General features: G+C 58.4%; 25 protein-coding genes. All 25 read left to right on the forward strand.

Going from position 1 to position 26,658, the window contains the following annotated elements:
* Positions 1-25: 25 nt before the first annotated feature.
* On the forward strand, positions 26-1,501 hold the full coding sequence (gene tssC / locus CUN63_RS12985) for a type VI secretion system contractile sheath large subunit (protein WP_123367531.1): 1,476 nt from the start codon (positions 26-28) through the stop codon (positions 1,499-1,501).
* Positions 1,502-1,514: 13 nt separating this feature from the next.
* Positions 1,515-1,922, forward strand: coding sequence for a type VI secretion system baseplate subunit TssE (gene tssE, locus CUN63_RS12990; RefSeq protein WP_008150080.1), 408 nt, complete (start codon positions 1,515-1,517; stop codon positions 1,920-1,922).
* Between the two features lie 10 nt (positions 1,923-1,932).
* Positions 1,933-2,457 (forward strand): PAAR domain-containing protein, encoded by a 525-nt coding sequence (locus tag CUN63_RS12995; protein ID WP_129439933.1) that lies wholly within the window; start codon positions 1,933-1,935, stop codon positions 2,455-2,457.
* A 61-nt stretch (positions 2,458-2,518) separates the two neighbouring features.
* Positions 2,519-3,487 carry a DUF6402 family protein gene (locus tag CUN63_RS13000; protein ID WP_129439935.1) on the forward strand — a complete coding sequence of 323 codons (969 nt, stop codon included), beginning with the start codon at positions 2,519-2,521 and terminating at the stop codon, positions 3,485-3,487.
* A complete protein-coding gene (locus tag CUN63_RS13005; RefSeq protein ID WP_129439937.1) occupies positions 3,484-3,897 on the forward strand; it encodes a hypothetical protein in 414 nt (137 codons plus the stop codon). Before CUN63_RS13000 ends, CUN63_RS13005 begins: the two co-directional genes overlap by 4 nt.
* A gap of 65 nt (positions 3,898-3,962) precedes the next feature.
* Positions 3,963-4,313 (forward strand): hypothetical protein, encoded by a 351-nt coding sequence (locus CUN63_RS13010; RefSeq protein WP_256657718.1) that lies wholly within the window; start codon positions 3,963-3,965, stop codon positions 4,311-4,313.
* A gap of 2 nt (positions 4,314-4,315) precedes the next feature.
* On the forward strand, positions 4,316-4,723 hold the full coding sequence (locus tag CUN63_RS13015) for a hypothetical protein (RefSeq protein WP_129439940.1): 408 nt from the start codon (positions 4,316-4,318) through the stop codon (positions 4,721-4,723).
* Between the two features lie 67 nt (positions 4,724-4,790).
* Positions 4,791-5,192 carry a hypothetical protein gene (locus CUN63_RS13020; RefSeq protein ID WP_256657719.1) on the forward strand — a complete coding sequence of 134 codons (402 nt, stop codon included), beginning with the start codon at positions 4,791-4,793 and terminating at the stop codon, positions 5,190-5,192.
* Positions 5,193-5,216: 24 nt separating this feature from the next.
* The gene (tssF, locus tag CUN63_RS13025; RefSeq protein ID WP_129439942.1) at positions 5,217-7,004 is read left to right on the forward strand and encodes a type VI secretion system baseplate subunit TssF; all 1,788 of its coding nucleotides are present in this window, start codon (positions 5,217-5,219) and stop codon (positions 7,002-7,004) included.
* On the forward strand, positions 6,968-7,975 hold the full coding sequence (gene tssG, locus CUN63_RS13030) for a type VI secretion system baseplate subunit TssG (protein ID WP_033059313.1): 1,008 nt from the start codon (positions 6,968-6,970) through the stop codon (positions 7,973-7,975). Before tssF ends, tssG begins: the two co-directional genes overlap by 37 nt.
* Before the next feature lie 13 nt (positions 7,976-7,988).
* Positions 7,989-10,643, forward strand: coding sequence for a type VI secretion system ATPase TssH (tssH, locus tag CUN63_RS13035; RefSeq protein WP_129439944.1), 2,655 nt, complete (start codon positions 7,989-7,991; stop codon positions 10,641-10,643).
* Positions 10,644-10,653: 10 nt separating this feature from the next.
* The gene (locus CUN63_RS13040; protein ID WP_129439946.1) at positions 10,654-12,177 is read left to right on the forward strand and encodes a sigma-54-dependent Fis family transcriptional regulator; all 1,524 of its coding nucleotides are present in this window, start codon (positions 10,654-10,656) and stop codon (positions 12,175-12,177) included.
* 93 nt (positions 12,178-12,270) lie between these two features.
* Positions 12,271-12,411 (forward strand): hypothetical protein, encoded by a 141-nt coding sequence (locus tag CUN63_RS13045; protein ID WP_007894589.1) that lies wholly within the window; start codon positions 12,271-12,273, stop codon positions 12,409-12,411.
* Positions 12,412-12,428: 17 nt separating this feature from the next.
* Entirely contained in the window at positions 12,429-13,625 is a 1,197-nt protein-coding gene (gene tagH, locus CUN63_RS13050; protein ID WP_129439948.1) for a type VI secretion system-associated FHA domain protein TagH, read from the forward strand.
* A gap of 5 nt (positions 13,626-13,630) precedes the next feature.
* A complete protein-coding gene (tssJ, locus tag CUN63_RS13055) occupies positions 13,631-14,131 on the forward strand; it encodes a type VI secretion system lipoprotein TssJ (RefSeq protein WP_129439950.1) in 501 nt (166 codons plus the stop codon).
* Positions 14,132-14,133: 2 nt separating this feature from the next.
* Positions 14,134-15,465, forward strand: a complete 1,332-nt coding sequence (tssK, locus tag CUN63_RS13060; RefSeq protein WP_046053871.1) for a type VI secretion system baseplate subunit TssK — start codon at positions 14,134-14,136, stop codon at positions 15,463-15,465.
* Between the two features lie 5 nt (positions 15,466-15,470).
* Positions 15,471-16,346, forward strand: coding sequence for a type IVB secretion system protein IcmH/DotU (gene icmH, locus CUN63_RS13065; protein ID WP_129439952.1), 876 nt, complete (start codon positions 15,471-15,473; stop codon positions 16,344-16,346).
* 13 nt (positions 16,347-16,359) lie between these two features.
* Positions 16,360-19,884, forward strand: coding sequence for a type VI secretion system membrane subunit TssM (gene tssM / locus CUN63_RS13070; protein WP_129439954.1), 3,525 nt, complete (start codon positions 16,360-16,362; stop codon positions 19,882-19,884).
* Positions 19,884-20,612 (forward strand): PP2C family serine/threonine-protein phosphatase, encoded by a 729-nt coding sequence (locus CUN63_RS13075; RefSeq protein ID WP_129439956.1) that lies wholly within the window; start codon positions 19,884-19,886, stop codon positions 20,610-20,612. Before tssM ends, CUN63_RS13075 begins: the two co-directional genes overlap by 1 nt.
* A complete protein-coding gene (locus CUN63_RS13080; protein ID WP_165353251.1) occupies positions 20,609-21,625 on the forward strand; it encodes a serine/threonine-protein kinase in 1,017 nt (338 codons plus the stop codon). Before CUN63_RS13075 ends, CUN63_RS13080 begins: the two co-directional genes overlap by 4 nt.
* A 28-nt stretch (positions 21,626-21,653) precedes the next feature.
* Positions 21,654-23,891, forward strand: a complete 2,238-nt coding sequence (gene tssI / locus CUN63_RS13085) for a type VI secretion system tip protein VgrG (protein ID WP_129439958.1) — start codon at positions 21,654-21,656, stop codon at positions 23,889-23,891.
* A complete protein-coding gene (locus tag CUN63_RS13090; protein ID WP_129439960.1) occupies positions 23,888-24,895 on the forward strand; it encodes a DUF2515 family protein in 1,008 nt (335 codons plus the stop codon). The genes tssI and CUN63_RS13090 overlap by 4 nt, the downstream gene beginning before the upstream one ends.
* Positions 24,892-25,770: a hypothetical protein gene (locus tag CUN63_RS13095; protein WP_129439962.1), complete on the forward strand. Its 879-nt coding sequence runs from the start codon at positions 24,892-24,894 to the stop codon at positions 25,768-25,770. The genes CUN63_RS13090 and CUN63_RS13095 overlap by 4 nt, the downstream gene beginning before the upstream one ends.
* A 106-nt stretch (positions 25,771-25,876) precedes the next feature.
* Positions 25,877-26,398 carry a hypothetical protein gene (locus CUN63_RS13100; protein ID WP_129439964.1) on the forward strand — a complete coding sequence of 174 codons (522 nt, stop codon included), beginning with the start codon at positions 25,877-25,879 and terminating at the stop codon, positions 26,396-26,398.
* Between the two features lie 50 nt (positions 26,399-26,448).
* On the forward strand, positions 26,449-26,658 hold a 210-nt coding region (gene tnpB, locus CUN63_RS31690; protein ID WP_165353219.1), incomplete at its 3' end, for an IS66 family insertion sequence element accessory protein TnpB.

The following is a 26,658-nucleotide window of genomic DNA, read 5'->3' on the forward strand; positions in this document are numbered from 1 at the left end:
CCCCCATCAGTCAAGGAAGCCAACAATGAGCACTAGCGCAGCACAGCAAAAGAGCAAAGAGAACGGCGAATACAGCATTCTCGACAGCATCATCGCCGAAACCCGCCTGACGCCGGACGACGAAGCCTACGACATCGCCAAGCGCGGTGTGTCGGCCTTCATCGAAGAGCTGCTCAAGCCGCAGAACAACGGTGAGCCGGTCAAGAAGGCCATGGTTGACCGCATGATCGCCGAGATTGATGCCAAGCTCAGCCGCCAGATGGACGAAATCCTGCACCACCCGTCTTTCCAGTCCCTGGAATCGTCGTGGCGTGGTCTGCAGTTGCTGGTCGACCGCACCAACTTCCGCGAAAACATCAAGATCGAAATCCTCAACGTCTCCAAAGACGATCTGCTGGACGATTTCGAAGATTCGCCGGAAGTGATGCAGTCGGGCCTGTACAAGCACATCTACACCGCTGAATACGGTCAGTTCGGTGGTCAGCCGGTTGGCGCGATCATCGCCAACTACTTCATGTCCCCAAGCTCGCCGGACGTGAAACTGATGCAGTACGTGTCCAGCGTTGCCTGCATGTCCCACGCGCCGTTCATTGCCGCGGCCGGCCCGAAATTCTTCGGCCTGGAAAGCTTCACCGGTCTGCCGGACCTGAAGGATCTGAAAGATCACTTCGAAGGCCCGCAATTCGCCAAATGGCAGAGCTTCCGCCAGTCGGAAGACTCCCGTTACGTTGGCCTGACCGTGCCACGTTTCCTGCTGCGTAACCCGTACGACCCGGAAGAAAACCCGGTCAAATCGTTCGTGTACAAAGAAACCGTCGCCAACAGCCACGAGCACTACCTGTGGGGCAACACCGCCTACGCGTTCGGCACCAAGCTGACCGACAGCTTCGCCAAATTCCGCTGGTGCCCGAACATCATCGGCCCGCAGAGCGGCGGCGCGGTTGAAGACCTGCCGTTGCACCACTTCGAAAGCATGGGCGAAATCGAAACCAAGATTCCTACCGAGGTTCTGGTTAGCGACCGTCGTGAATACGAACTGGCCGAGGAAGGCTTCATCTCCCTGACCATGCGCAAAGGCTCCGACAACGCGGCGTTCTTCTCCGCAAGCTCGGTGCAGAAGCCGAAGTTCTTCGGCATCAGCGCAGAAGGCAAGGCCGCAGAGCTGAACTACAAGCTCGGCACCCAACTGCCGTACATGATGATCGTCAACCGCCTGGCTCACTACTTGAAAGTGCTGCAGCGCGAGCAACTCGGTTCGTGGAAAGAACGTACCGACCTCGAGCTGGAACTCAACAAGTGGATCCGCCAGTACGTGGCCGACCAGGAAAACCCAAGCGCCGAAGTCCGTGGCCGTCGTCCACTGCGCGCGGCCCAGATCATCGTCAGCGATGTTGAAGGCGAGCCTGGCTGGTACCGCGTCAGCCTGAACGTGCGCCCGCACTTCAAGTACATGGGTGCCGATTTCACCCTGTCGCTGGTTGGCAAGCTGGACAAAGAGTAAGCGGAGCTAACTCATGACTGGATACGGCAGCCTTTTCGAACGCCTGGGTGGCGACGCGGACAAACGCGTCGGCTGGAGCCGCGAGGTCTCCGCCATGGCGTCCGTGGCTGCCCATCTGGCCAAGATGCTCAGCACCCGTGCGGGCAGCGTGCAAACGCTGTCCGATTACGGGCTACCCGATCTCAATGACATGCGTCTGAGCCTGCACGACTCCCTGAGTCAGGCCCGTTTGGCCATCGAAAATTTCATCGAAGCCTACGAGCCACGCCTGAGCAATGTGCGTGTCATTTCCCTGCCGCGTGACCACGATCAGCTTCGCCTGTCCTTCAGCATCGAAGGCCTGCTGGAAGTTGATGGTTTCAAGCGTCAGGTCAGTTTCGCCGCGCGCCTGGATGGCAGCGGTCAAGTGAAGGTCAACTAAGGAGATTCGTATGTCCGGCAAACACGCAGCCCGCGTATCCGACCCTACCGCTTGCCCGCTCCCCGGCCACGGCACCAACCCGATTGCTGCCGGTTCCGGCGACGTGTTTTTCGACGGCCTCGCGGCCGCCCGCCAAGGCGATGCCTCGGCGTGTGGTGGTGCGATGTCGGGCGGGTTGGCGACGACGGTTTTGATCAACGGCAAACCGGCCGCAACGGTTGATTCCGTTGGGACGCATGGCAACAAGGTTACGGCTGGGTCCGGGACGGTAATTATCGGAAATTCGCATTCGGCGGTGCCGTTTGTGGCGCCGTTGCCGGTGGAGATTCAGTGGCCGTTCAACGAGCATTTTGTAATCAATTGTCAAGAAACCGGTAAGCCGCTCGCCGGGGTGGAATACACGCTTAAAACCGCATCGGGGAAAATCATCAACGGTGTGACGGGGGCGGACGGCAAAACGCAAAAGGTTTTTTCGGCTACTGCCGAGGCGGTTGAGTTGGTCATTGAACCCCAAACCAGAGTTGTACTCGCTTAGTTACTTGCTTTTGAGAGCCAACAACAGTCGGGCACTGGATATCTATCAGAGGGATATGAAAATGGCAGCAACAACAGTGGCAACGACCATGACTCCGGCAAGTAATAAAGTCGGACAGTCTGCGACTGCGCGCCAGTTCAAGATCACTGATATTCCGAACACAATGAAAAAAATAAACTGGCCTGTTGCTGCTGCTCTAATGAACCATTGGCTCATTGGTAAGCCATGGCCAATTGAAGGCGGTGGGATGGATGATGCGGTAAAACGGCATGAGGTTTTTGCGCCCGCAGAATATATCGAAGAGTCCATCGTTAAAATGAGTTGGGTCACCGGGTTCGAGCGCGCAAAGGCAGCGATCACGCATCTAAGGGCTACCTGGAACAGTCCGCGCGGGATCGATCTGATAAAAAGTAGAATACGTCGAGCATTCTCCGGCAAAGCGCCAGGACAATATCCAGTGGCGTTTAACGGTGTGGCCAGCGCTGCTGAAAGATTTGGTTACTCAAATAATAAAGTAGTCGAATTTGAGCAGGCGGGCTCTGATGAGGTCAACGAACTTCGAGCGGCGCTTGCAAACTTCAATATGCGCGTCATCGCTGAAGGTATGGTCGTTGTGACGGATAAGAACATTGTTTTTATACCTTCCCGGCTAGGCTTTTATATCGAAGACGCCTACGATTTCAATGATGGAACTGTTTTTTATAGTCAGGTTCTGGGTTACTGGAATTTTGATAAGTTAGTCACGGATCCCGTTGAAGGCGCGAAAGCAAACGCGAAATTGGCTGCCGAAATGACCACTGTTATGGCTGAGTCGAAATATCAGGAAACTAGAGGGCAGCAAAGCGCGCAGCAGAAAGGCGAAGCTGTACGTCGATACCGCGAGCTGGAAGGTAAACATTATATGCTCGTACAAAATAGCGACTTTCGAGACTATCGCGACCTCAGTAAAAAGGGTGGCGATTTTCGGGTGTATTCGGACATTCAGTATGAAGGCGTGACCGCAACCCCCATTGAGATATTTACTAGATGAAAACGTTACATAAGTATTTCATAAGCTTGGCCGCCTTGTTGGTCAGCTTGATCATCGCCGTTGCAATCATTTTGGCTGGCATCGTAGGTCGCGCATCGGACGTTTCGAAGAAGAGCCCGTCTGGGCAATATCTTATCGAATCTGTTCCTGCTAGCTCGCTTTTGACTCCTCGGGACTCCGTGTACCTGCGCTTCACTGATTTGAATAATCCTGATCAGGTATACCGAACGCCTCTTTTCTCAGAGTTGGAGCTGGATATGAGCGCTGATGAAGATGAGAAAACCGTGGGTGTTGTTTTCATAACACTTGATAAGTCTAGCAAAAAGTTCAAGTTGGAACTTTCCAGTCCTAGAACGAGCTTGTTGAATATCTTCATCAGCAATACCCCATACAAGGTATTGGAAAACTAATGCTTGGTCTAAGGAAGAGCGATGCTCTGTGCATGTGTACGGATAGAAAACGCCTGTCCCTAACTTTGCTCATCGCATTCCTGAGCTCCATTGGGCTGCTGGCGATTTTGGTTTTGTTTGCAGTGCTGTTGCGTATGGAGCGGTCTGTCGCCCCGACTTTGACTGCTCACCCCAATGCACTTTGGGTGGGTGGCGAGGATGGTGGGGTGTTTGTCGAAATAGCGAAGTCCGAGGCGCCGAATTATTACGTGCAGGTTCGTCATGAGAATGGCGAGATTTGGTCGGAGGGTTGGATTCGCTACGGCACGAAAACGGGTTTTCCTCTGAGTGCCGCCGGTATTACAGGGTTCGACGGCGAACAACTTTATTTACACACCAGCACGACGATTGCGCCTGAAAAGGTAAGGGGCCAGTAATCATGAGCATGATGAGTTTTCAAGCGAAAAATGGGACTGTCCCTAATATTTCTCTGGTTTGTTTGCTTGTCGTCCTGCTGCCGGTTTTAGTCCTTTTTGGATTAAAGCTGCAAAGCTCATGGGTTGCACAGCCAGTAAAAAAATATTGGAGCCCTTCGGCGCAGTGCTATATCGCCAGATATGTTCCGAGCTATCAGGTAGTTGGTGTGGCAGGCCGTATTCTGGAATTGTTTAGCAGTCAGTATTTTTATCGCGTGTATACCAAGGATGGAGAACTGCTCAAGACTTCCAAGTGGTATTTGTGGATGAGAGAGGGCAACGCCGGAGTTGCTCCTGAGTTTCAAGGAGAAATGGTGTTGTACCCCGGTGCAGACGGCTGGGAAAGCTGGATGGTTCCCGAATGTCGTTGAAGTTCGTAAATCAAGAAAACCCTTCTAGGTGGGATCGCCGTTGATCAGCCTAAGTCGTTTCAGATTCTTGAAGATTGCCCTGTGGACACCCGCTGTCGTGTTCGTGGTTCTGTTGTACCTCGATTGGGCAGAGGGATATTCGAGGGTTTCAGGCTGGGAGCAGTTTTTGGCGATTTACGTCCTGACATTTGGCATCCCGGCCTACATCGCCTTTGCCCTGTGGGCAACGCGAGCACTGAACGGAAAAACTGAACAGCAAATTTTGAAAAGTGTGTGGCGCGCACCGCTGACGTTCATCCCTTTTTACGCCGCCCCGTGGGTGATTTATGGGTTGGCCCATGTGCTTTTGGGGAGCCTCGCCGAGTTCCCGATGATGTTTGGCTGGCTGGCTTTTTTACCGTACCTGCTCATCGCAGGCTACGTGGTTGCCGGTCTGACGGTCGCGCTCTACAGGACGTTTTATTCATGAGATTCAATACCAGGCAGGTAACCCGTGTCCTTTAACCACTACTACCAAAGCGAACTCACCGCACTTCGCCAGTTAGGTCGTCGATTCGCCGAGCGTAGCCCGGCGTTGGCGCCTTTCCTGGGTCAGGCCGGGCGGGATCCGGACGTGGAGCGGTTGCTGGAAGGCTTTGCGTTCCTGACCGGTCGCCTGCGCCAAAAGCTCGACGACGAGCTGCCGGAGCTCAGCCATTCCCTGATGCATCTGCTGTGGCCCAACTACATGCGGCCGCTGCCGGCGTTCAGTATTTTGCAGTTCGACCCGTTGAAGCGTTCGGGTCCTGCGTTGATGGTCGAGCGCGATACGCCGGTGGAAAGCGTACCGATCGATGACGTGCGTTGCCGCTTTCGCACCTGCTACCCGACGGAAGTCTTGCCGCTGGATCTGGCCGCGCTGAATTACTCGGTGAAGGGCGACGGTTCGCTGTTGAGCCTGCGTCTGGAGATGAGTGCCGACGGCCATCTCGGTGAGCTGGAGCTGAGCCGTCTGCGTCTGCACTTTGCCGGCGAGCGTTACATCAGCCAGATGCTCTACCTGAGTCTGTTGCGCAACCTGGAAGGCATCGAGCTGATCCCGCTCGACGGCGCCGGCAAGCCCATCAACGGCGTCAACGGCACGCCGATGGCCTTCAAGATGCCCGGCGACCGGGTGCAGCCAGTGGGTTTTGCCGAAGAAGAAGCGTTGATCCCGTATCCGCTGAACACCTTCCGTGGCTACCGCTACCTGCAGGAATATTTCGCCTTCCAGGACAAATTCCTGTTCGTCGACATCAACGGCCTGGACCTGCTCAAGGCCCTGCCGGAAGACACGCTCAAGCAGATGCGCGGCCTGGAATTGCGCTTCGATATTCGCAAGAGCGGCATCCAGCGCCTTCGCCCGACGCTGGACAACGTGAAGCTCTATTGCACGCCGATCGTCAACCTGTTCAAGCACGATGCGCTGCCGATCCGCCTCGACGGCAAGCAGGACGAATACCTGTTGCTGCCAGCCGAATACGACCTGGAAAACTGCGGTGTGTTTTCGGTAGAAACCGTGACCGGGTGGAAGCCCGGCGGCCTTGGTTATCAGGAGTACGTGCCGTTCGAATCGTTCGAGCACGACCCGAGTTTCGACGTGCCCAACAGCCGTCCGCACTACAGCATCCGCCAGCGTTCGTCCTCGTTGCACGACGGCCTCGACACTTACCTGAGCTTCGGCATCCGTCACACCGAAGCCCACGAAACCCTGTCGATCGAGCTGATGTGCACCAACCAGAACCTGCCGCGCAAGCTCAAGCTCGGCGACATCTGCATGGCCTGCGAAGAGACGCCGGAGTTCCTCAGTTTCCGCAATATCACCCCGGCCACGCCCAGTTATGCGCCGCCGCTGAACCGTGACTTCCTCTGGAAGCTGATCAGCAACATGTCGCTTAACTATCTGTCGCTGGCCGACGTCAACGCGTTGAAGGTGATTCTCGAAACCTACGACCTGCCGCGCTACTACGACCAACACGCTGAAAAAGTCAGCAAGCGTCTGCTGGGCGGGCTCAAGTCGATCAAACACCAACACGTCGACCGCTTGCACCGAGGGTTGCCGGTACGCGGGTTGCGCACTGAGCTGACCATCGACCCGGAAGGGTATATCGGCGAGGGCGACCTGTTCGTTTTCGCTTCGGTTCTTAACGAGTTTTTCGCGCTCTACGCCAGTCTCAATTCGTACCACGAGCTGCGGGTAAAAAGCACACAGGGAGAGGTGTACCAATGGACACCACGTATGGGTCTGCAACCCCTGCTTTAAGCGGGCTGACCCGGGTAATACGCGAGTACTCGCTGTTTCAGGCCGTGCTGCTGGTGGTTGACCGGCTGCGCGAGGCGCACCCGTACCTGAGCGAAGACGATCTGTATGACCAGCTGGAATTTCAGGCCAACCCGAGCCTGGGTTTCCCCGGCAGTGACGTCGATCGCGTGGAGTTTTTCGAAGAGCACGGGCAGATGCGCGCGCGTCTGCGTTTCAACCTGATCGGCCTGGTCGGTTCCGGTTCGCCACTGCCGGCGTTCTACGGCGAACAGGCCCTGGGCGATAGCGAAGACGGCAACCCGACCCGCAACTTTCTCGACCTGTTCCACCATCGTCTGCAACGGCTGATGCTGCCGATCTGGAAAAAGTACCGCTACCGCGCAAGCTTCCAGAGCGGCGCCCTCGACCCGTTTTCGTCGCAGTTGTTTGCGTTGATCGGCCTCGGCGGCGAAGAGATCCGCAGGGCCCAGGAACTGAACTGGAAACGCCTGCTGCCGTATCTCGGCTTGCTCAGCTTGCGGGCGCACTCGGCGGCGCTGATCGAAGCGGTGCTGCGTTACTACTTCAAACACGCCGAACTGACCATCGAGCAGTGCATCGAGCGCCGCGTCGAAATCCTCGACGAGCAGCGCAATCGCTTGGGCCGCGCCAACAGCCTGCTCGGCGAAGACCTGGTTCTGGGCGAACACGTGCGCGACCGCAGCGGCAAATTCCGCATCCACATCCGCGAGCTCGACTGGCAACGCTTCCACGAGTTCCTGCCGATCGGTTTCGGCTACCAGCCGCTCTGCGCGCTGGTGCGGTTCACCCTGCGTGACCCGCTCGATTACGACATTCGCCTGGTGCTGCGCCAGGAAGAAATCCGCGAACTGCGCATCGGTGAGCAGAACGCCTGTCGCCTGGGATGGACCAGTTGGCTCGGCCGCGAAAAAGCGGACGGCGTGGTGACCCTGGGCAGCAAAATTCATTAAGGACGTGAGACCAATGATCAACGTAGACCTGCAACAACTTATCCAGGCGCTGGACGCCGAAACCCGTCGTGACCTGGAAAGTTCGGCCGAACGCTGCGTCGCCCGTGGCGGCAGCAAGATCCTCGTCGAAGACTTGCTGCTGGGCTTGCTGGAGCGCCCGCAAGGGTTGCTCGCACGCGCGCTGCAAGACGCCGAAGTGGATGCTGGTGAGCTGAGCGCCGCGTTGCAATCGCGGGTCGAGCACAGCGCTTCGCGCAACCCGGTGTTTGCCCCGGAACTGGTGCAGTGGCTGCAAGACGCGTTGCTGGTGGCCAACCTTGAACTGGGCCAAAGCCAGGTCGAACAAGCCGCGTTGATCCTCGCGCTGTTGCGCAATCCGATGCCCTACGCCGGCAGCCGCTACCAGTCGTTGCTGGCCAAGCTGAACATCGAGCGCCTGAAAGAGTTCGCCCTGTCGCAGAAAGAACAACCGGCGACGGGCAAACCCGCTGTGCCCGGTGAATCGTTGCTGCAGCGCTTCACCCACAACCTGACCCAACAAGCCCGCGACGGCAAACTCGACCCGGTGTTGTGCCGCGATGGCGCGATCCGTCAGATGGTCGACATCCTCGCCCGTCGCCGCAAGAACAACCCGATTGTGGTCGGCGAAGCCGGTGTCGGTAAGACCGCCATTGTCGAAGGCCTGGCCTCGCGCATCGCGGCCGGTGAAGTGCCGCAAGTCTTGAAAGGCGTCGAGCTGCTGTCGCTGGACATGGGCCTGTTGCAGGCCGGCGCCAGCGTCAAAGGTGAGTTCGAGCGTCGCCTCAAAGGCGTGATCGACGAAGTCAAAGCCTCGCCGAAACCGATCATCCTGTTCATCGACGAAGCCCACACGCTGATCGGCGCGGGCGGCAATGCCGGTGGTTCCGATGCGGCCAACCTGCTCAAACCAGCCCTGGCGCGTGGCGAGTTGCGCACCATCGCCGCTACCACGTGGGCGGAGTACAAGAAGTACTTCGAAAAAGACCCGGCCCTGGCCCGTCGTTTCCAACCGGTGCAACTGCACGAGCCGACCGTCAGCGAGGCGGTGACCATCCTGCGTGGCCTGGCTCAGGTCTACGAGAAGAGCCACGGCATCTACCTGCGCGACGACGCGGTGGTTGCGGCAGCCGAGTTGTCTGCGCGTTACCTCGCTGGCCGTCAGCTGCCGGACAAAGCCGTCGACGTGCTCGACACCGCGTGCGCCCGCGTGCGCATCAGCCTCGCCGCCGCGCCGGAAAGCCTTGAACGCCTGCGTGGTGAACTGGCGGAAGGTGGCCGTCAGCGTCAGGCCCTGCGCCGTGATGCCGAGGCCGGTCTGCTGATCGATCACGAAGCGCTGGACGCTTTGGAAGATCGCCTGGCCGAAGCCGAAGATGAAAGGGTCGCCCTCGAAACCCTTTGGACCGAGCAGAAAGAACTGGCAGAGCGCCTGCTGGACCTGCGTCAGCAACTGGCCAAGGCCCGCGAAGCTGCCGCCGTCGAGCCCACTGTCACGGTTGAGGAAGACGCCGAAGGCACCGTTATCGAAACCCTTGAAGTCCCAGTCGACGAAGCCCAAACCGTCGAAGCGCTGGAAGCCGCGCTCAACGAAACGCACAAAACCCTGACTGAACTGCAAGTCAAAGAACGTCTGGTGAGTTTTGAAGTCTGCCCGCGCTTGGTGGCTGAGGTGATCAGCGCCTGGACCGGCGTGCCGTTGGCGCAACTGGCCCGCGAGCACAACGCCAAGGTCGCGAGCTTCGCCACCGACTTGCGCACGCGCATTCGTGGTCAGGAACAAGCCGTTCACGCACTGGACCGCTCGATGCGCGCCACCGCTGCCGGCCTGAACAAACCCGATGCACCGGTCGGCGTGTTCCTGCTGGTCGGCCCGAGCGGCGTCGGCAAAACCGAAACTGCACTGGCCCTGGCGGACTTGCTGTACGGCGGTGATCGTTTCATCACCACCATCAACATGTCCGAGTTCCAGGAGAAGCACACCGTCTCGCGCCTGATCGGCGCGCCGCCGGGCTACGTCGGTTATGGCGAGGGTGGCATGCTCACCGAAGCCGTGCGCCAGAAACCGTACTCGGTGGTGCTGCTCGATGAAGTCGAGAAAGCCGACCCAGACGTGCTCAACCTGTTCTACCAAATCTTCGACAAAGGCGTGGCCAACGACGGCGAAGGGCGCGAGATCGATTTCCGCAACACGCTGATCCTGATGACTTCGAACCTGGGCAGCGACCGCATCGCCGAGCTCTGTGAAAACGGTGCGCGACCGTCGGCCGAAGTACTCGAAGAAACCATTCGCCCGGTCCTCAGCAAACACTTCAAACCGGCGCTGCTGGCGCGCATGCGTGTGGTGCCTTACTACCCGGTGGGTGGCCCGGTGCTGCGCGAGCTGATCGAAATCAAACTCGGCCGTTTGGGCGAACGCCTGAACCGTCGTCAGCTGGATTTCACGTACTCCCAGGACCTCGTCGATCACTTGGCCGAACGCTGCACCCAAAGCGACAGCGGCGCACGCCTGATCGACCATTTGCTGGACCTGCACGTGCTGCCGCTGGTAGCCGACCGCTTGCTCGATGCGATGGCCACGGGCGAAAGCCTCAAGCGTGTCCACGCGACGCTCGACGGCAACGCCAGCGTGACGTGCGAGTTCGCCTGAGGTGGGTGTGATGTTCACTCAAGTGCCGCAACCGCTGGTCTATGCCGAAGCCTTGCTGGCGCAGTTCGCCAGCCTGTCGCGGGCGGCGGACGGTGCTGCGCTGCTGGGTGACTTCGTGCGCGGCTTGGCCGAGCTCAGCGGTTGCGAGTTGACTCAGCTGTACCTGCTGGACGCGACTCACACGTGCCTGGGGATGAACGCCGAATGCCTGAACGGCATCCTGCAACCCCGGGAATCGGCGAGCCTGCCGGCGGATTACAACGGTGAGCAACTGCTGCAATTCGCCCTGTGCCAGAACCGCGTGGTGTGTCTCAGCGAGCTGAGCGGCAGCCTGCACGAAACCAGTTTCCTGCCGCCTCAGGCCATGCCTTGGCAGTCGCTGTTGTGCGTGCCGCTGGTCAATCAGCAGAAAGCCGTCGAAGGCTTGCTGCTGTGCGCCAGTCGCCGACACATCGACCTGCAAGGCTTTGCCGATTCCCTCGGGCAACTCGGTTCGTTCGTGCTTGGCCAACTGCATTTGCTGCAACGTTTGCGTCAGCCGACCGGTGATACACGGCTGCCGGCGAAAATCAGCGTCCCGAGCGCCAGCGGTTACGGTTTGATCGGCAAGAGTTCGGCCATGCGCCAGACCTATTCGCTGATCAGCAAAGTCCTGCACAGCCCGTATACCGTGCTGCTGCGCGGCGAAACCGGCACCGGCAAGGAAGTGGTGGCGCGGGCGATTCACGATTGCGGCCCGCGCCGTTCCCAGGCGTTCATCGTGCAGAACTGCGCGGCGTTCCCCGAGAACCTGTTGGAAAGCGAACTGTTCGGCTACCGCAAAGGTGCCTTCACCGGTGCAGATCGCGACCGTGCCGGGCTGTTCGACGCGGCCAACGGCGGCACCTTGCTGCTCGATGAAATCGGCGACATGCCGTTGTCCCTGCAAGCCAAGCTGTTGCGGGTGTTGCAGGAAGGCGAGATTCGTCCGCTGGGTTCCAACGACACCCACAAGATCGACGTGCGCATCATCGCCGCGACTCACCGGGATTTGTCGGTGTTGGTCAGCGAAGGAAAATTCCGCGAGGACTTGTACTACCGCCTCGCGCAATTCCCGATCGAGTTACCGGCGCTGCGTCAGCGCGAAGGCGACATCCTCGACCTGGCCCGGCACTTCGCCGACAAGGCGTGCTCGTTCTTGCAGCGCGATGCGGTGTGCTGGTCCGATGCGGCGCTGGATCACCTGTCCGGTTACGCCTTCCCCGGCAACGTGCGTGAACTCAAAGGCCTGGTCGAACGCGCGGTGCTGCTGTGCGAGGGAGGCGAGTTACTGGCCGAGCATTTCTCCCTGCGCATGGAAGCCATGCCGGAAGACAGCAGCGGTCTGAACCTGCGCGAACGCCTGGAGCAAGTCGAACGCAGTCTGTTGCTCGATTGCCTGCGCAAAAACGACGGCAACCAGACCCTCGCCGCCCGCGAGCTCGGGCTGCCACGCCGCACGCTGCTGTACCGCCTCGGGCGCCTGAATATCAACCTCGGTGACTTCGATGGATAGGCAAACGACCGTCGACTTCACCTCATCCGCTTCTAACAGCGCCGCCCAAACGGGTCGGCGCTTTGTACTTTGTCTACCCCTGGAGACCCTCTGATGCCTGTTCGTCACTGGCAAGCCGTCCTGCTGACCCTCGTCGTTCTATGCGGCCTCGGCGGCTGTAGCGGCAATTACAAATACAACGACAACACCTATCGCCCATTGGGTGATCCGCAGGCGGTCAATCGCGGCAAGTGACCGCAAGGAGTATCACCATGGAACTGGTTTTCGAAATGCTCAACACCAAGCAGTTCGTGCCCACGGATTTGTGCCAGAAGACCTTCAAACAGGCCGGTGGCGTGATCGGTCGGGGCGAGGATTGCGACTGGATCATCCCGGACCGCAAGCGTCACCTGTCCAACCACCACGCGTTGATCAGCTACCGCGAAGGTACGTTTTTCCTGACCGATACCAGCAGCAACGGTATCCAGGACAGCGAAAGCGGCGCGCGCCTGCGCAAGGGCGAAGCGATGCGCATCGAGCACGGCAGTGTCTACGTGCTGGGTGACTTCGAGATCCGTGCGCGGCTGGTGCGCGACCCGGCAACCTTCGACGTCGAAGTCGGCCGTCCGCAAGCGGCAGGCAGCATCATTCCTGATGACGCGTTTCTCGATCTCGACCCGCTCAATGCCCTCGATCAGCAAGAACGCGTGTATTCGGAAATCGACGAACTGATCTCGCCGAGCACGACCCTCTCAGACACTCGTCAGCGCGCCGACTATGCGCGCATCGACATGGAAAGCCTGATGGTGCCGGAGCTGATCAACGCCCCGGCAGAGCCAGCACCCGCGCCACCGCCCAAAGCGGTCGAGCGTCAGAGTGAAGGTTTCTGGGAGCACTTCGGTGCGGCGCTGGGCGTGGACCTCAAAGGCCTCGACCACGATGCCCGCGAAGCCCTGGCGCTGAACGCTGCACGCTTGCTCAAGCAAAGCGTCGGCGGATTGCAGCAGAGCCTGCGCACCCGCAGCGAACTGAAAAACGAACTGCGTCTGGCCCAGACCGCCGTGCAAGGGACCCAAAAGAACCCGCTCAAATTTGCCGTCGATGCCGGCGAAGCGTTGGGCATTTTGTTGCAGCCGAACAAGCCGGGCCAATTGCCGGCCGAGCAGGCGATCTCCCGCGCTTTCCGCGATTTGCAGGCGCATCAGGTGGCCTTGCTGACCGCCAGTCGCGCCGCCGTTCGCGGCACGCTTGAGCACTTTTCGCCACAGCAATTGACCCTGCGTTTCGAGCGCGACAACAAGCCGTTGCTCGCCACGTCCGGCAGTCGCTGGAGAGCTTACGGTCGTTATCACCAGGCCCTGCGTCAGGACGATGACTGGAGCGAGCGCCTGCTGGCCCGCGACTTCGCTCAGGCCTACGAAGAACAGATCCGCCTGATTTCCACCCTTCACACCGACCACCAAGGATGATGCGCATGTCTCGCTGCTCGACCGCTTTTTTCAAGACGCTGACGGCGTTCGCGGCCCTGGTGCTGCTGGCCGGCTGCTCGTCGCTGTCGCCGTATTCCCATGTCACCAAGCTCAACCTGAAACTGACCGCCAGCGATCAGTTGAACCCGGACCTCAACGGGCGTCCCTCGCCGATCGTTGTGCGTCTGTTCGAGCTCAAGCATCCGGTGACGTTCGAGAACGCTGACTTCTTCAGCCTGTACGAGCGCGCCAAGGAATCCCTGGCCCCGGACCTGGTGGCCAGCGAAGAAATTGAACTGCGCCCAGGTGAAACCGTGGAGATGAAACTCAGCGTGGAGGAGGGCAGTCGCTACGTCGGCATCCTCGCCGCCTATCGCGATCTGCCGGAAACCAAATGGCGCTACACGGTGCAAGTCACCCCGGTGGAAGTCACCAACGCTGATCTGACCCTCGACCAGGCCGGTATTCGCAATAGCAACGAAACGCTCGCCAAGGCGGATGACTGATCATGAATTCCCATAAAGTGATTTGGCAGGAAGGCATGCTGCTGCGCCCGCAGCACTTCCAGCACAACGATCGCTACTACGACCACCAGATGAAGACCCGCACGCAGTTGCTGGGCAGCTACACCTGGGGCTTCCTGAACCTGGACATCGACTTGCAGTTCCTCAACATGGGCAAACTGGTGATCAGCCAGGCCTCGGGGATTCTGCCGGACGGCAGCCTGTTCGAACTCGGCGGCAACACCGAGCCGCTGGCCCTCGACGTGCCGCCGAACACCGGTCATACGCCGATCTACCTGGCGCTGCCACTGGTCACCGGTAACCACATCGAGTCGCGTCGTCCGGAGCAATCCGACGTGCTGGCGCGCTATACCGCGTACGAAGCGGAAGTGGCCGACTCCAACGCCGGCGACGACTCCGCCAGCCAGGTCAGCTGTGGTCGCCCGGACTTCAAACTGTTGCTCGGCGAGCAGCAGAGCGACCAGGCCTACGTGAAACTGAAGATCTGCGAAGTGCTCGACACCACGCCCGACGGCGTGATCAGCCTCGACCCGGACTTCGTGCCTACCTACATTCAGGCGCATTCGTCCAGCTACCTGCTGTCGTGCTTGAAAGAAGTGATCAGCATGCTCGGCCACCGGGGCGACACCATCGCCGAGCGCATCCGCTCGAACGGCAAAGTCGGTGGCGCGGAAGTCGGCGACTTCATGATGCTGCAACTGATCAACCGCACCGAACTGCTGCTGCGCCACTACCTCGGCCTGGAGCAGGTTCACCCGGAAGAGTTGTACCGCACGCTGCTGACCATGCTCGGCGACTTGGCTACGTTTTCCAGCGACAGCAAACGCCCGCGTCTGGACAGCCGTTATCAGCACAGCGACCAGGGTGCGAGTTTCCGCAAACTGATGGAAGCGATTCGTCAGGTGCTGTCGATGGTGCTCGAACAGCACGCCATCGAACTGGTCCTGCAAGCGCGCCAGTACGGGATCATCGTCTCGCCGTTGCACGACCACAAACTGCTGGGCTCGGCCTCGTTCGTGCTCGCCGCCAGTGCCAACTGCGACTCCGAAGAACTGCGCCATCGCTTGCCGGCGCACCTCAAGGTCGGCCCGGTGGAGCGCATTCGCCAACTGGTCAACCTGCATCTGCCGGGCATCAAGGTCAAACCGTTGCCGGTGGCCCCGCGGCAGATCGCGTTCCACTCCAACAAAACCTATTTCATTCTCGAACTCAGTTCCGAAGACCTGGCACAACTTGAGCGCTCCGGCGGCTTCGCGTTCCACGTGTCCGGCGAATTTGCCGAGCTTGAACTGAAATTCTGGGCCATCAGGAACTGACTGACATGATCAAGGACATGGAACACAACCAGGACGATAAAACCGTCCTGCTCGACCGTCAGGGCCACGGCCCTGCTTCGAGCCCGCTGACCGATTTCGCCGCACCGCCGCGTTTTGAACAGCTCGAAGAACGGATGATTTATGCCGCGCGCCTGCGCCCGGCCGAAGCCTTCAACATCAGCCTCAATTCGCTGGTCGCCGCCGCCTCCGACTTGTTGTCGGAAGTGGTGCGACTCAAGCACAGCGGCACCCGCGAAGACATGTACGCGCTCAATGAGCGACTGACCGCCGGGCTGAAACTGTTTGAAGTGCGTGCCCTGCACAACGGCGCCGAAAGCAGCCAGGTGATGGCTGCGCGTTACGTGCTCTGCACCGTGGTCGACGAAGCCGTCGTGACCACTCCGTGGGGCAACGAAAGCGAGTGGTCGCAGATGAGCCTGCTCAGCAGCTTCCACAACGAAACTTTCGGCGGCGAGAAGTTTTTCCAGCTGCTGGATCGCCTGTCGAAAAACCCGGTCAAGCACCTGCCGATGCTGGAGCTGATGTACCTGTGCCTGTCGCTGGGCTTCGAAGGCAAGTACCGCGTGCAAGCCCGCGGCATGCTCGAGCTCGAAGGCATCCGCGACGCCTTGTATCGCCAGATTCGCCAACTGCGCGGCGACGTACCTCGCGAACTGTCGCCCCATTGGGAAGGCTTGAACGATCAGCGCCGCAGCCTGGTGCGCATCGTGCCGGCGTGGATGGTGGTGCTGTTCACCGTGGTGTGCCTGGTGGTGATGTATTCGGGCTTCGCCTGGGTATTGGGCGAGCAACGCGAAACCGTTCTGCAACCTTATCAGCAGCTAGATCCGGCCGCGGTCCAGCCGCAGTCGCAGCCGTAAACAGGGACGTGTGATGAAAAAGTTTTTCAAGAAAGTCGGCGCATTCTTGCGTCAGACCTGGGTCTGGACCTTGCTGCTGGTGCTGTTCGTCGCGCTGCTGGTGTGGTTCGTCGGGCCGCTGCTGGCAGTCGATGACTACAAATTCTGGGAAGGTTCGACCTCCCGCCTGCTGACCATCAGTGTGCTGTTCCTGATCTGGGGTCTGACCATGGTCTTCGTCAGCTGGCGCGCTGGCGTACGCAAGAAAGCCATCGAAGAAACCGAAGATGGCCAGGACCGTATCCGCCGTGAAGAGTTGATCGACGAAGAGCAGAAAGAGCTTCGCGTACGCTTCAAGGACGCGTTGAAAACCCTGAAGACCTCGAGCCTCTATCGCGGTCGCAGCGAGCGCTGGCGCAGCGATTTGCCCTGGTACTTGCTGATCGGTCCACAGGGCAGCGGCAAGACCAGTTTGCTGGACTTCTCGGGCCTTGAGTTTCCGATCAACAAACTCGACCGCAAACTGACCCGCGACACCCTCGGCACCCGTCATTGCGACTGGTACTTCGCCGACCACGGTGTGCTGATCGACACCGCTGGCCGTTACTTGGCCCAGGGTGAAGACGGCGTCGATGGCAGCGCCTGGAACACCTTGCTCGACCTGCTGCGCAAGCGTCGCCGCAACCGTCCGTTGAACGGCGTGCTGGTGACCATTCCGGTGGAAACACTGGTGGGCGGCAGCGAGCAAGAGCTCGACACCCTGGCCCGCCAGGTGCGTGCGCGTCTGCAAGACGTGCATCAGAAACTGCACGTCGATGTGCCGATTTATCTGGTCCTCAGCAAGGCCGACAAGCTGCTCGGTTTCGACGAGTTCTTCGATCAGCTGACCCGCGAAGAAAGCGATCAGGTGCTCGGCACCAGCTTCCGCAAAGAGCAGAGCGGCACCGACGTCGCCGTCCTGCGCGCCGAGTTCGAAGAGCTGCTGCGTCGCCTGAACAGCCAAGTGATCATGCGCATGCACCAGGAGCGCGACACCCAGCGCCGTGGTCGCATTCTCGACTTCCCGCATCAACTGGGGCAGATCGGCGAACGCCTGTGCCTGTTCGTCGACATGGCGTTCACCGGCAACCGTTACCAGCGTGTCAGCCAGTTGCGCGGTTTCTACCTGACCAGCGCGCCGCACCTGACTCAAGAGATGGACCAGACCACCGCCGGCATCGGCGCCAATCTGGGTATGAACGCTGGCGTGCTGCCGACTTTGCGCAGCGGCCGTTCGCGCTTCATTCACCACTTGCTCAGCCGGGTGATTTTTCCCGAGGCCGATCTGGCCGGTCTGGACAAACGCGAACGCAGCCGCATTCATTGGGGCCAACGTGCCCTGTACGTGGGCGCTTTGGCGGCACTGGCGCTGTTCGGCATGCTGTGGGCGGGCGGATTTTCGGCCAACTACGAGCGTCTGGAAAACCTGCGTAACCTGGCCCAAAACTGGACTCAACAGCGCTCGGCCCTGACCGCGCGTGATGATTCCATGGCGGTGCTCAAGACCCTCGACACCAGCTACGCGGCGACTCAGGTCTTCCCGAAAAAAGGTGACGTGTCGTACCACGAACGTGGCGGCCTGTACCAAGGCGAAGAGGTCAATCCGGTGGTCAAGGAGGCCTACGAGCGTGAGCTTGAAGCGCAACTGCTGCCGAAGGTTGCGACGCTGCTGGAAGGGCAGATCCGCGCCAACATGAAGGACCGCGAACGCCTGCTCAACAGCCTGCGTGCGTACCTGATGTTGAACATGAAAGACCGTCGCGACGGCCCGTGGCTCAAGGATTGGGTTGCCACCGAATGGTCCCAGCGTTACGCCGGCAACACCGCCGTGCAGAACGGTTTGAACACGCACTTCGAGCGTTTGCTGAAGCAGCCGTTTATCTACCCGCTGAACGATCAACTGGTGGCCCAGGCGCGTCAGGTGTTGCGCAGCGAGTCGCTGGCCAACGTGGTTTACCGGATGCTGCGCGAGCAGGCTCGGAACCTGCCGGAATACCGTTTGAGCCAACACATGGGGCCGCAGGCTTCACTGTTTGTCGGCACCGAATACGTGATCCCGGGTTTCTACACCCAACAGGGTTATCAGCAGTACTTCTCGGTTCAGGGCTCTGCGCTGGTCACCGATATCCTGCGTGACAACTGGGTGCTGGGCGAAGGCTCGGGCATCAGCGGCATGGACTTGCGTCGCCTGATGGTCGAACTGGAGCAACTGTACTTCCGCGACTACGCCAACTTCTGGAGCGAAGCGGTCGGCCAGGTTGCCTTGCCACCGATCAACGACGCCGGTGAAGGCGCCGAGCAATTGGCAGGCCTGACGTCCGCTAATTCGCCTGTGCTGCAACTGCTGGTGGAAGTGCGCGAAAACACCCGTTTCCCGGTGATCGCGGACACCGCGGATGAAGCTGCCGAGGCGGCTGAAAAACTGGGCGAGAAGGGCGGCAAGCTCGGCAAACTGGCCGCTGCTGCAGCGGACAAGGCGTCGGACATGGCCAAGAACCTGCCAGACACCGCGAAGAAATCCCTGCAACGTCGCTTCGAACCGCTGCACCGTTTGTTGGATGACAACAACGGCCCGGCCGCTGATTTGACCCCGGCCCTGCAAGCGCTCAACGACCTGCAACTGCAACTGGCGAGCCTCGCTCGTGCCAGCGCGCCGGAACAGGCTGCGTTCGAAATGGCCAAGACCCGCATGAGCGGCCAGCGTGATGCGCTGAGCAACTTGCGCAATGCCTCAAACCGTCTGCCGCGTCCGGTCAGCGTGTGGTTCAACGTGCTGGCTGAAGACACCTGGCGTCTGGTGCTGAACGATTCCTACCAGTACCTGAACCAGCGTTATCAGAGCGAGCTGTACAGCTTCTATGGCAAGGCGATCAACAAGCGTTACCCGTTCAGCGCCCACAGCACCAGCGACGTTGCGATCAGCGACTTCCGCGAGTTCTTCAAGGCGCAGGGCATCAACGATCGCTTCTTTGAAACCTACATGCGTCCGTTCGTGAGTGGCGATCCAGGCAACTACCGTCTGCGCAGCATCGACGGTCACAGCATGCCGATCTCCAAGGTCTACCTCGACCAGATGGCTGCGGCCCAAGTGATTCGCCAGAGCTTCTTCTCGATCAATCCGGCCGAACCGCAAGTGCAGTTCAAACTGGAGCCGTACACCCTCGACCCGGCCGTCAGCCGTTCCGAGTTCAAGTTTGGCGACAAGACCATCGAATACCGCCACGGCCCGATCGTGCCGGTGTCGTTCAAATGGCCGACCGATGCTGAAGACGGTCGCACCAGCCTGGTCCTCGACAAAATGGCCGGCCGCCCGATCGGTATCGAAAAGAACACCGGCCCATGGTCGCTGTTCCGTCTGTTCGACCTGATGCAGACCGAGTACCTGAGCGGTCGTGATGTGTTGGTGCTCAAAGCTGATGTAGGCGGCCTGCGCGCCAACTACTTGCTGTCGAGCCAGCGCACACCGAACCCGTTCGACATGGGCGTGCTGCGTACCTTCCGTATGCCGGTGCAGCTCTGATGCTGGTTGCCAGTCCCTGGCGCAGCGCTGCGCGTACCGATCCGGGCAAGGTTCGGGCGCGCAACGAAGATGCTTTCCTGGACTGCCCACAGCAGGGGCTGTGGGTGGTCGCGGACGGCATGGGCGGTCATCAGGGTGGCGACATCGCCAGCCAGTTGATCGTCGCCAGCCTGGCGGAATTGCCGGTGCAGGACGACTTCGACGAACGACTCAAAGGCATACGCCAGTGCCTGCACTGGCTCAACCGTCGCTTGGGTCAGGAGTTGACCGTCACGGCCGGCCGTCACGACAGCATCATGGGCAGCACCGTGGTGGCGCTGCTAGTGGAAGGTAATCGCGCGGCCTGCATCTGGGCCGGCGACAGCCGTTGCTACCTGTGGCGTGGCCAGCGTTTGTATCAGCTGTCCAAGGACCATTCGCTGCAACAGCAACTCATCGACGAGCAACAGATGAGCATCGAGGACGCCCGTGCGCATCCTTCGGCCCATGCCCTGACCCGTGCGGTTGGGGCAGCCGATGTGCTGACGCTGGACGTGCTCGAACTCGAGGTCTACCCCGGCGATGCGTTTCTGTTGTGCAGCGACGGTTTGTACCAAGGGCTCAGCAGCGATGCCTTGGGCAACGCCCTGAGCCTGACCGCGCCGCACGTTGCGCTGGAGCGTCTGTTCGACGGCGCTCTGCGTGGCTCGGCCCGGGACAACCTGACTGCTGTGGTGATCCGAAAATGACTCAACTCATGCCGCCGCTCGATGACCTGCTGGTGACTGACGAGGAAGCCAATAACCTGACTTACTTTGCGTTTGCCAAGCCTCTAAACGGAAAGCCGCATAAAGCAGAGCCTGCGCTGGCACAGACCAAGGCCAGCATCGGCGAAATGCCGGACGTACTCGCAGGCCGTTACCGCATCGAGCGCCTGCTCGGTGCTGGCGGCATGGGCGCGGTTTACCGCGCACGGGATCTGCTGAGTGAGCAGTTCGGCGATCCCGACCCTTACATCGCGCTGAAAATCCTCAGCGAAGAATTTGCCGAATCGCCGGACGCCAGTGCCTTGCTCTACAGCGAGTTCGCCCTGACCCGACGACTGCGCCACGACAACGTGCTGCGTTTGCACAGCTTTGAAGTGGACACCGATTGCCAGCGCGCCTTCATCACCATGGAACTCATGCGTGGGCTGACCCTGGACAAATTACTCTGCGAGCGGCCGCTGGGCCTGCCGTGGAAAGAACTGCGCGACATCGCGCTGCCGCTGCTCGACGCGCTGGCCTTCGCCCACGCTCGCGGCGTGCTGCACGGTGACATGAAGCCGAGCAACGTCATGCTCAGCGAAGAAGGCGTGCGCCTGTTCGACTTCGGTCTGGGCCAGGCCGAGGAGGGCATCTTGCCCGGCCTGCCACACCTGAGCCGCAACCGCTTCAACGCCTGGACCCCCGGCTACGCCGCCCCCGAACTGCTCGAAGGCCAGCCGCTGTCGGCCAGTGCCGATGTCTATGGCGTGGCCTGCGTGTTGTACGAATTGGCGGGCGGCAAGCACCCGTTCCGCCGTTTGCCCTCGACCGAAGCCCGCGACGGCCACCTCGAACGCGAGTTGCACGCACCCAGGAATCTACCGAAACACTGCTGGCCAGCCCTGCGAACGGCGCTGGCATTCAATGCGGCAGATCGAACGATCACTGCCGCCCAACTGCGTGACGCTATGGGCGCCACATCGTCTTGGCTGCAACGCCTGCGACGTCGGGCGTAACGGATGACTACCGAACAGGGATCAAGCAATGTTCAACTCAGCTAATGAAACCCACTTCAGCCTAATGGTTGAAGACTACGTCGGCGACCTGCAAGTGCTGTCGTTCACCGGCACCGAAGGCATCAGCCAGCCGTATCGCTTCGACCTGGAACTGGTCAGTGAAAACCCCGATCTGGACCTGGAAAAACTCCTGCACAAGCAGGCATTCCTCGCGTTCGATCCGCAAGGCTCTGGCATCCACGGTCAGATCTACCGCGTCGCCCAAGGCGATGCCGGCAAACGCCTGACCCGCTACAAAATCTCCCTGGTGCCGCAATTGCAGTACCTGCACCACCGCACCAACCAGCGCATCTATCAGCAGATGTCCGCGCCGAAAATCATTGCGCTGATCCTCGATGAACACGGCATCAAGGGCAACGCCTACAACTTCCAGCTCAGCCAGCCCTGCCCGGATCGCGACTACTGCGTGCAGTACGACGAAACCGACCTGCATTTCGTCCAACGCCTGTGCGAAGAGGAAGGCATTCACTACCACTTCCAGCACAGTTCCAAAGGTCATCTTTTGGTATTCGGCGATGATCAGACAGTGTTTCCAAAACTCGGGCAGCCCACCGCCTACGTCCAAGGCAGCGGCATGGTCGCCGACGAACCGGTGATCAAAGGCTTCAAACTGCGCCTGGAAACCCGCACCGGCCGCATCACCCGCCGCGACTACGACTTCGAAAAACCACGCCTGCAACTCGAGGCCGGCTATAAACCCGACGGCAAACCCGACGGCGAAAGCACCGAGCCAGACCTCGAAGACTACGACTACCCCGGCCGCTTCCTCGACCGCGCGCGCGGCAAATTCCTCAGCCAACGCGCCCTCGAACGGCACCGCGCCGACTACCAGCAAGCCGAAGGCCATGGCGACCAGACCACCCTCGTCAGCGGCCACTTCGTGGAAATGTCCGACCACCCGCGCACCGAGTGGAACGACCTCTGGCTGCTCACCGAAGTCGTCCACGAAGGCAAACAGCCGCAAGTGCTCGAAGAGTCCGTGACCAGCGACACCACCGACAATAAAGACGACTTCCACCAGGGCTATCGCAACCGCTTCCTCGCCACCCCGTGGAACGTGTTCTACCGCCCCGCGCTGGAGCATCCGAAACCCCGCGTCCTCGGCAGCCAGACCGCCATGGTCACCGGGCCTAAAGGCGAAGAGATTCACTGCGATCAGTACGGCCGCATCAAAGTGCAATTCCACTGGGATCGCGAAGGTTTGGCTGATGACAAAACCAGCTGTTGGATGCGCGTCTCTTCGAGTTGGGCCGGCGATCGTTATGGCGCCATCGCCATCCCGCGCATCGGCATGGAAGTGCTCGTCACCTTCCTCGAAGGCGACCCCGATCAGCCGCTGGTGACCGGGTGCCTGTACCACAAGGAAAACCTCGTTCCCTACGACCTGCCGGCAAACAAGACTCGCACTGTCTTCAAAACCCTTAGCTCACCGGGGGGCGGTGGGTACAACGAACTGCGGATTGAGGACAAGAAAGGGGCGGAGCAGATTTACATCCATGCCCAGCGGGATTGGGATGAAAACATTGAGCATGATCAGAAGATTCGCGTGGGCAATGAGCGGCATGACACGGTGGAGAAGAACTCTTACACCGAGCTGAAGGCGGAAGAGCATCGGACCACGATTGCGGATCGCAAGACTGAAGCGCGGATGGACGATCACCTGACGATTGGGCAGAACCAGCATGTGAAGCTTGGGACTGCGCAGCTGACTAGCGTTGGGAAAGAGATTCATCTGAAGGCTGGGGACAAGATTGTGATTGAGGCTGGGATGGAGCTCACCGTTAAGGCGGGTGGGAGCTTTATCAAACTCGACGCCGGCGGGATTACAGTGGTTGGTCCGGTGGTGAAGATTAATGCCGGTGGGGCGGCGGGAAGTGGGGCCGGGATTGGTATTGTGGCACCAGGCTTGCCATTGATTGCGGATCAGGCTCGGGCGGGGAATACGCTTAAATCCGGTGCGGCAAACAGTGAAAAATTCGATGAGCAAATTCGCTTTGTGACGGGGACCGGTAAACCAATCAAGTCTGTAAAAGCCGCGATTATTGTGCCGTCCTCGGTAGCACCAAAAATTTCCAGAAGTAATGCAGACGGTCTCCATCCGCGCATCGAAACGGAAATTGCCGAGACGGCAGAAGTCCACCTGATGTGGGACGAACTGATTGTGCCGCCAGGTTCTGATGATTACGAAGCGAGTAGAAATAAATGAGCGCACCCGTAGCCACTTTTAAAACCAACACTCAGAGTTGCTCAATTCAAGAGATCCCGTTCAAGTGCGACAAGCTGTGGACAATGGGGCAGCAAGAAGCGATTAGCCGTTTAAGTGTTCCTGAAAAGAGTTTATTTTCTAAGTCGACAAAAATGGTCCTTGTTTCGGACTTTGGTGCTAGAGCTGCGCGGATTGCTGCTGCTTATGCTGAGTTTTATCTGGAGCGCGGTGAGGATGGCAACCCAGATTTAAAAGGTCGTTTTTATTGGATGGGTTTGGCAGCTTTTGCCAGTAAACAAGTTAAATGTGGTTTGGACTTTATTCCGGCAGAACCTTATCTGACAATTGGAGTGCCGCCAATTGGCCAGCCACCATTGCGAATTGGCAAGAAAGGATTAGGGAAAGGCAATTTCTGGTTGTTTCAGGATATCTTTGTTTGGCATTGGTTCTATAAAAAGTATCCAGATCAGTTTGAGGGGTGTGCGCCCGTTCGCAATGCGAAAAGCTGTGACGCACAAGTGCAGATGAACATAGACAGTTTACCTTGGGCGGAGGAGGCTCTACCTGTATTAAAAAATCTTTCTTTAACGCCTGATGTAAAAAAGGGATTTGACCGTATTCGTGAATCTGAATCCATAACTAGTGGCTCAGCTAGAAGGGCTGTGCAACTAAAATCTTTGCTTGCTATTGCGGATCATGAGCAGCGCAAAATACTTCAACCACTAATCTATAACGACTATTTTTTTCAGACGACGTTGAAGGTCCAGGCCGCGTTTGAATGGGCTCCTTTTGTGCCTGTCCGCGCTGCCGCTTTTAGTACGGCTTGTGATGTTGAAGACCCGGAGCTGCGAGTGCAGATGAAAGATGGCAACTTATACAATGAACGCGAGCGAATGGTATTTATTGCTGCTATTGCGGCCCAGTATCACGAGTTGATGGATAAAAAACTAACTTATATGGAAGGCGAGATTGAAACAATCGCCAGCTGGAAAGATCAAAAATGAAGATAATTATTGTTTTATTCTTTTTTCTGCTTAGCGCATGCGGCGATGCAAAAGATACCAGGAGTAATAATATGGCCGGCACGACTGCTGTAATAGGAATTCAATTGTCAGAAGCGATGACAAAAGTATTGTCCGAGAGCCCTGTGGGGTTTCGCAAAGAGTGCCTGTCGCAAGTCAATATGTGCTGGTATAAAATTAGTAAGTCGGCTGCAGATGCGGACCTTCCTGCTGTGCTTGTTAATAAGTCGTTAAAAATTGAACACGTAACAGATGTGAAAATGTCGATTGATGGAGATGTTGGGGGTGATATAGAAAATCTTGAATTGATGATTCGAGGTCTTCCAGACAACAGTCGGCATGAAGAAAATCAGGCGCTTTTATATAGCCTGATAAAAGAAATTAAAGCATCGGGTTGGAAGCATTACTTTGCACCATACGATCCGCGCATCTCAGGCTCGCAAGCGGAGAAAATAGTGAATCCTGGAAATGTATTTGGCGTTTATGTAAAAAGCCATCCATGGCTTGATCCAGACTTCAAGATGAATATGGACCAATGGTTAAAGGTCGACGACTTTTATGATTGGAATTTTTATAGTGATGGCAATTATTTGACCCTGAAGGCGTGGCGTCGTAACTCTGATTCGGATCCGACGGAGCGAGGCACTTATTTGATATCTTTGAAATTCATGACCGAGCGTGAGTATTGGGTGTCTGAGTTTAGTAAGGAGTCTGATAAGGCGCGCTGGACAGAGTTGTTACCTGATCTGCTTTTAAAATATAAAAAACAGCGGGATGAGCTTGAGGCAAAAGCAAGGGATGCAGGAATCGACGTTGATTCAAGTTATAAAGAACCTTCGATAAAAGCACTTAATTAAAGTCTTGCGAGTGGAGTGCGGACTTACCTGTATCGCCGGCGGCATTGATATCGAGTCGGCCTTACAGGCTTTCTATATAAAAGTTAAGGATAAAGTAGCACTCACTATGAAGTATTTTTTTTGGTTCTTCACTTTCCTTCTACTCGGCGCCTGCGGGGACACGGGTAGCGATAACAACGGCACAAGCGTTGTCGCGGCAGTCGACTCTTCCAAAGCACAGACTGCGCTGGTATCCCAGGAGATTCCCAATTTTTCTGATCAGGAACCCATCATGTCTCTACGTGCGGGTGGCGACGATTGGGATTTGGTGAATCTCAGTCTGCGTGCTCCAGTTCTTCCGGGCATCGTAGATCTTGGACAAGTTGATGACCTTTGGATGTCGGTGTTTCCTCCGACTTCGGTGGTCCCGGTTAGGTTTCTCGCTGGCCCAGACTCGCCCGTGACTTACGTGAACGCGGCGATGGTATTTTCAGATAATCCGCTTCCTGCCTATTTCGAAACGGATGCGCGGGGTGAATCGCCCAAGTACTACGTAAAGACAGGTGTCGCTGCGAATGTTTACTTTGTGTGGGATGAGTTGGTCGTTCCGGAGTATCCGCTCCATGAACTCCACATTCCAAGCGGATAGCTGACGGCTGATGCTGTGCTCCCGATTTCCATCAGGAGCCCATCACCATGATGCGTCCCAATGCCAGCGTTGAAAAAGTGTACCTCTACCCAAAGCCTGTCGATTTTCGAAAGTCCATCGACGGCCTGGCTGCATTGGTCGAACTGGACATCAAAGTTGCGGTGTTCGACCCTGTGCTTTTCGTCTTTCTAAATCGCCACCGCAACCGCGTCAAAGTGTTGTACTGGGAGCGCAACGGCTTCTGCCTTTGGCTCAAGCGC

The sequence above is a fragment of the Pseudomonas sp. ACM7 genome, assembly GCF_004136015.1.
Lineage (GTDB): Bacteria > Pseudomonadota > Gammaproteobacteria > Pseudomonadales > Pseudomonadaceae > Aquipseudomonas > Aquipseudomonas frigoris.

Excerpts from the sequence above, each read along its gene's own strand:
- tssC (WP_123367531.1), top strand. The coding sequence starts at position 26 with ATGAGCACTAGCGCAGCACAGCAAAAGAGCAAAGAGAACGGCGAATAC.
- tssE (WP_008150080.1), top strand. The coding sequence starts at position 1,515 with ATGACTGGATACGGCAGCCTTTTCGAACGCCTGGGTGGCGACGCGGAC.
- CUN63_RS12995 (WP_129439933.1), top strand. The coding sequence starts at position 1,933 with ATGTCCGGCAAACACGCAGCCCGCGTATCCGACCCTACCGCTTGCCCG.
- CUN63_RS13000 (WP_129439935.1), top strand. The coding sequence starts at position 2,519 with ATGGCAGCAACAACAGTGGCAACGACCATGACTCCGGCAAGTAATAAA.
- CUN63_RS13005 (WP_129439937.1), top strand. The coding sequence starts at position 3,484 with ATGAAAACGTTACATAAGTATTTCATAAGCTTGGCCGCCTTGTTGGTC.
- CUN63_RS13015 (WP_129439940.1), top strand. The coding sequence starts at position 4,316 with ATGAGCATGATGAGTTTTCAAGCGAAAAATGGGACTGTCCCTAATATT.
- tssG (WP_033059313.1), top strand. The coding sequence starts at position 6,968 with ATGGACACCACGTATGGGTCTGCAACCCCTGCTTTAAGCGGGCTGACC.
- tssH (WP_129439944.1), top strand. The coding sequence starts at position 7,989 with ATGATCAACGTAGACCTGCAACAACTTATCCAGGCGCTGGACGCCGAA.
- CUN63_RS13040 (WP_129439946.1), top strand. The coding sequence starts at position 10,654 with ATGTTCACTCAAGTGCCGCAACCGCTGGTCTATGCCGAAGCCTTGCTG.
- CUN63_RS13045 (WP_007894589.1), top strand. The coding sequence starts at position 12,271 with ATGCCTGTTCGTCACTGGCAAGCCGTCCTGCTGACCCTCGTCGTTCTA.
- tagH (WP_129439948.1), top strand. The coding sequence starts at position 12,429 with ATGGAACTGGTTTTCGAAATGCTCAACACCAAGCAGTTCGTGCCCACG.
- tssJ (WP_129439950.1), top strand. The coding sequence starts at position 13,631 with ATGTCTCGCTGCTCGACCGCTTTTTTCAAGACGCTGACGGCGTTCGCG.
- tssK (WP_046053871.1), top strand. The coding sequence starts at position 14,134 with ATGAATTCCCATAAAGTGATTTGGCAGGAAGGCATGCTGCTGCGCCCG.
- icmH (WP_129439952.1), top strand. The coding sequence starts at position 15,471 with ATGATCAAGGACATGGAACACAACCAGGACGATAAAACCGTCCTGCTC.
- tssM (WP_129439954.1), top strand. The coding sequence starts at position 16,360 with ATGAAAAAGTTTTTCAAGAAAGTCGGCGCATTCTTGCGTCAGACCTGG.
- CUN63_RS13075 (WP_129439956.1), top strand. The coding sequence starts at position 19,884 with ATGCTGGTTGCCAGTCCCTGGCGCAGCGCTGCGCGTACCGATCCGGGC.
- CUN63_RS13080 (WP_165353251.1), top strand. The coding sequence starts at position 20,609 with ATGACTCAACTCATGCCGCCGCTCGATGACCTGCTGGTGACTGACGAG.
- tssI (WP_129439958.1), top strand. The coding sequence starts at position 21,654 with ATGTTCAACTCAGCTAATGAAACCCACTTCAGCCTAATGGTTGAAGAC.
- CUN63_RS13090 (WP_129439960.1), top strand. The coding sequence starts at position 23,888 with ATGAGCGCACCCGTAGCCACTTTTAAAACCAACACTCAGAGTTGCTCA.
- CUN63_RS13095 (WP_129439962.1), top strand. The coding sequence starts at position 24,892 with ATGAAGATAATTATTGTTTTATTCTTTTTTCTGCTTAGCGCATGCGGC.
- CUN63_RS13100 (WP_129439964.1), top strand. The coding sequence starts at position 25,877 with ATGAAGTATTTTTTTTGGTTCTTCACTTTCCTTCTACTCGGCGCCTGC.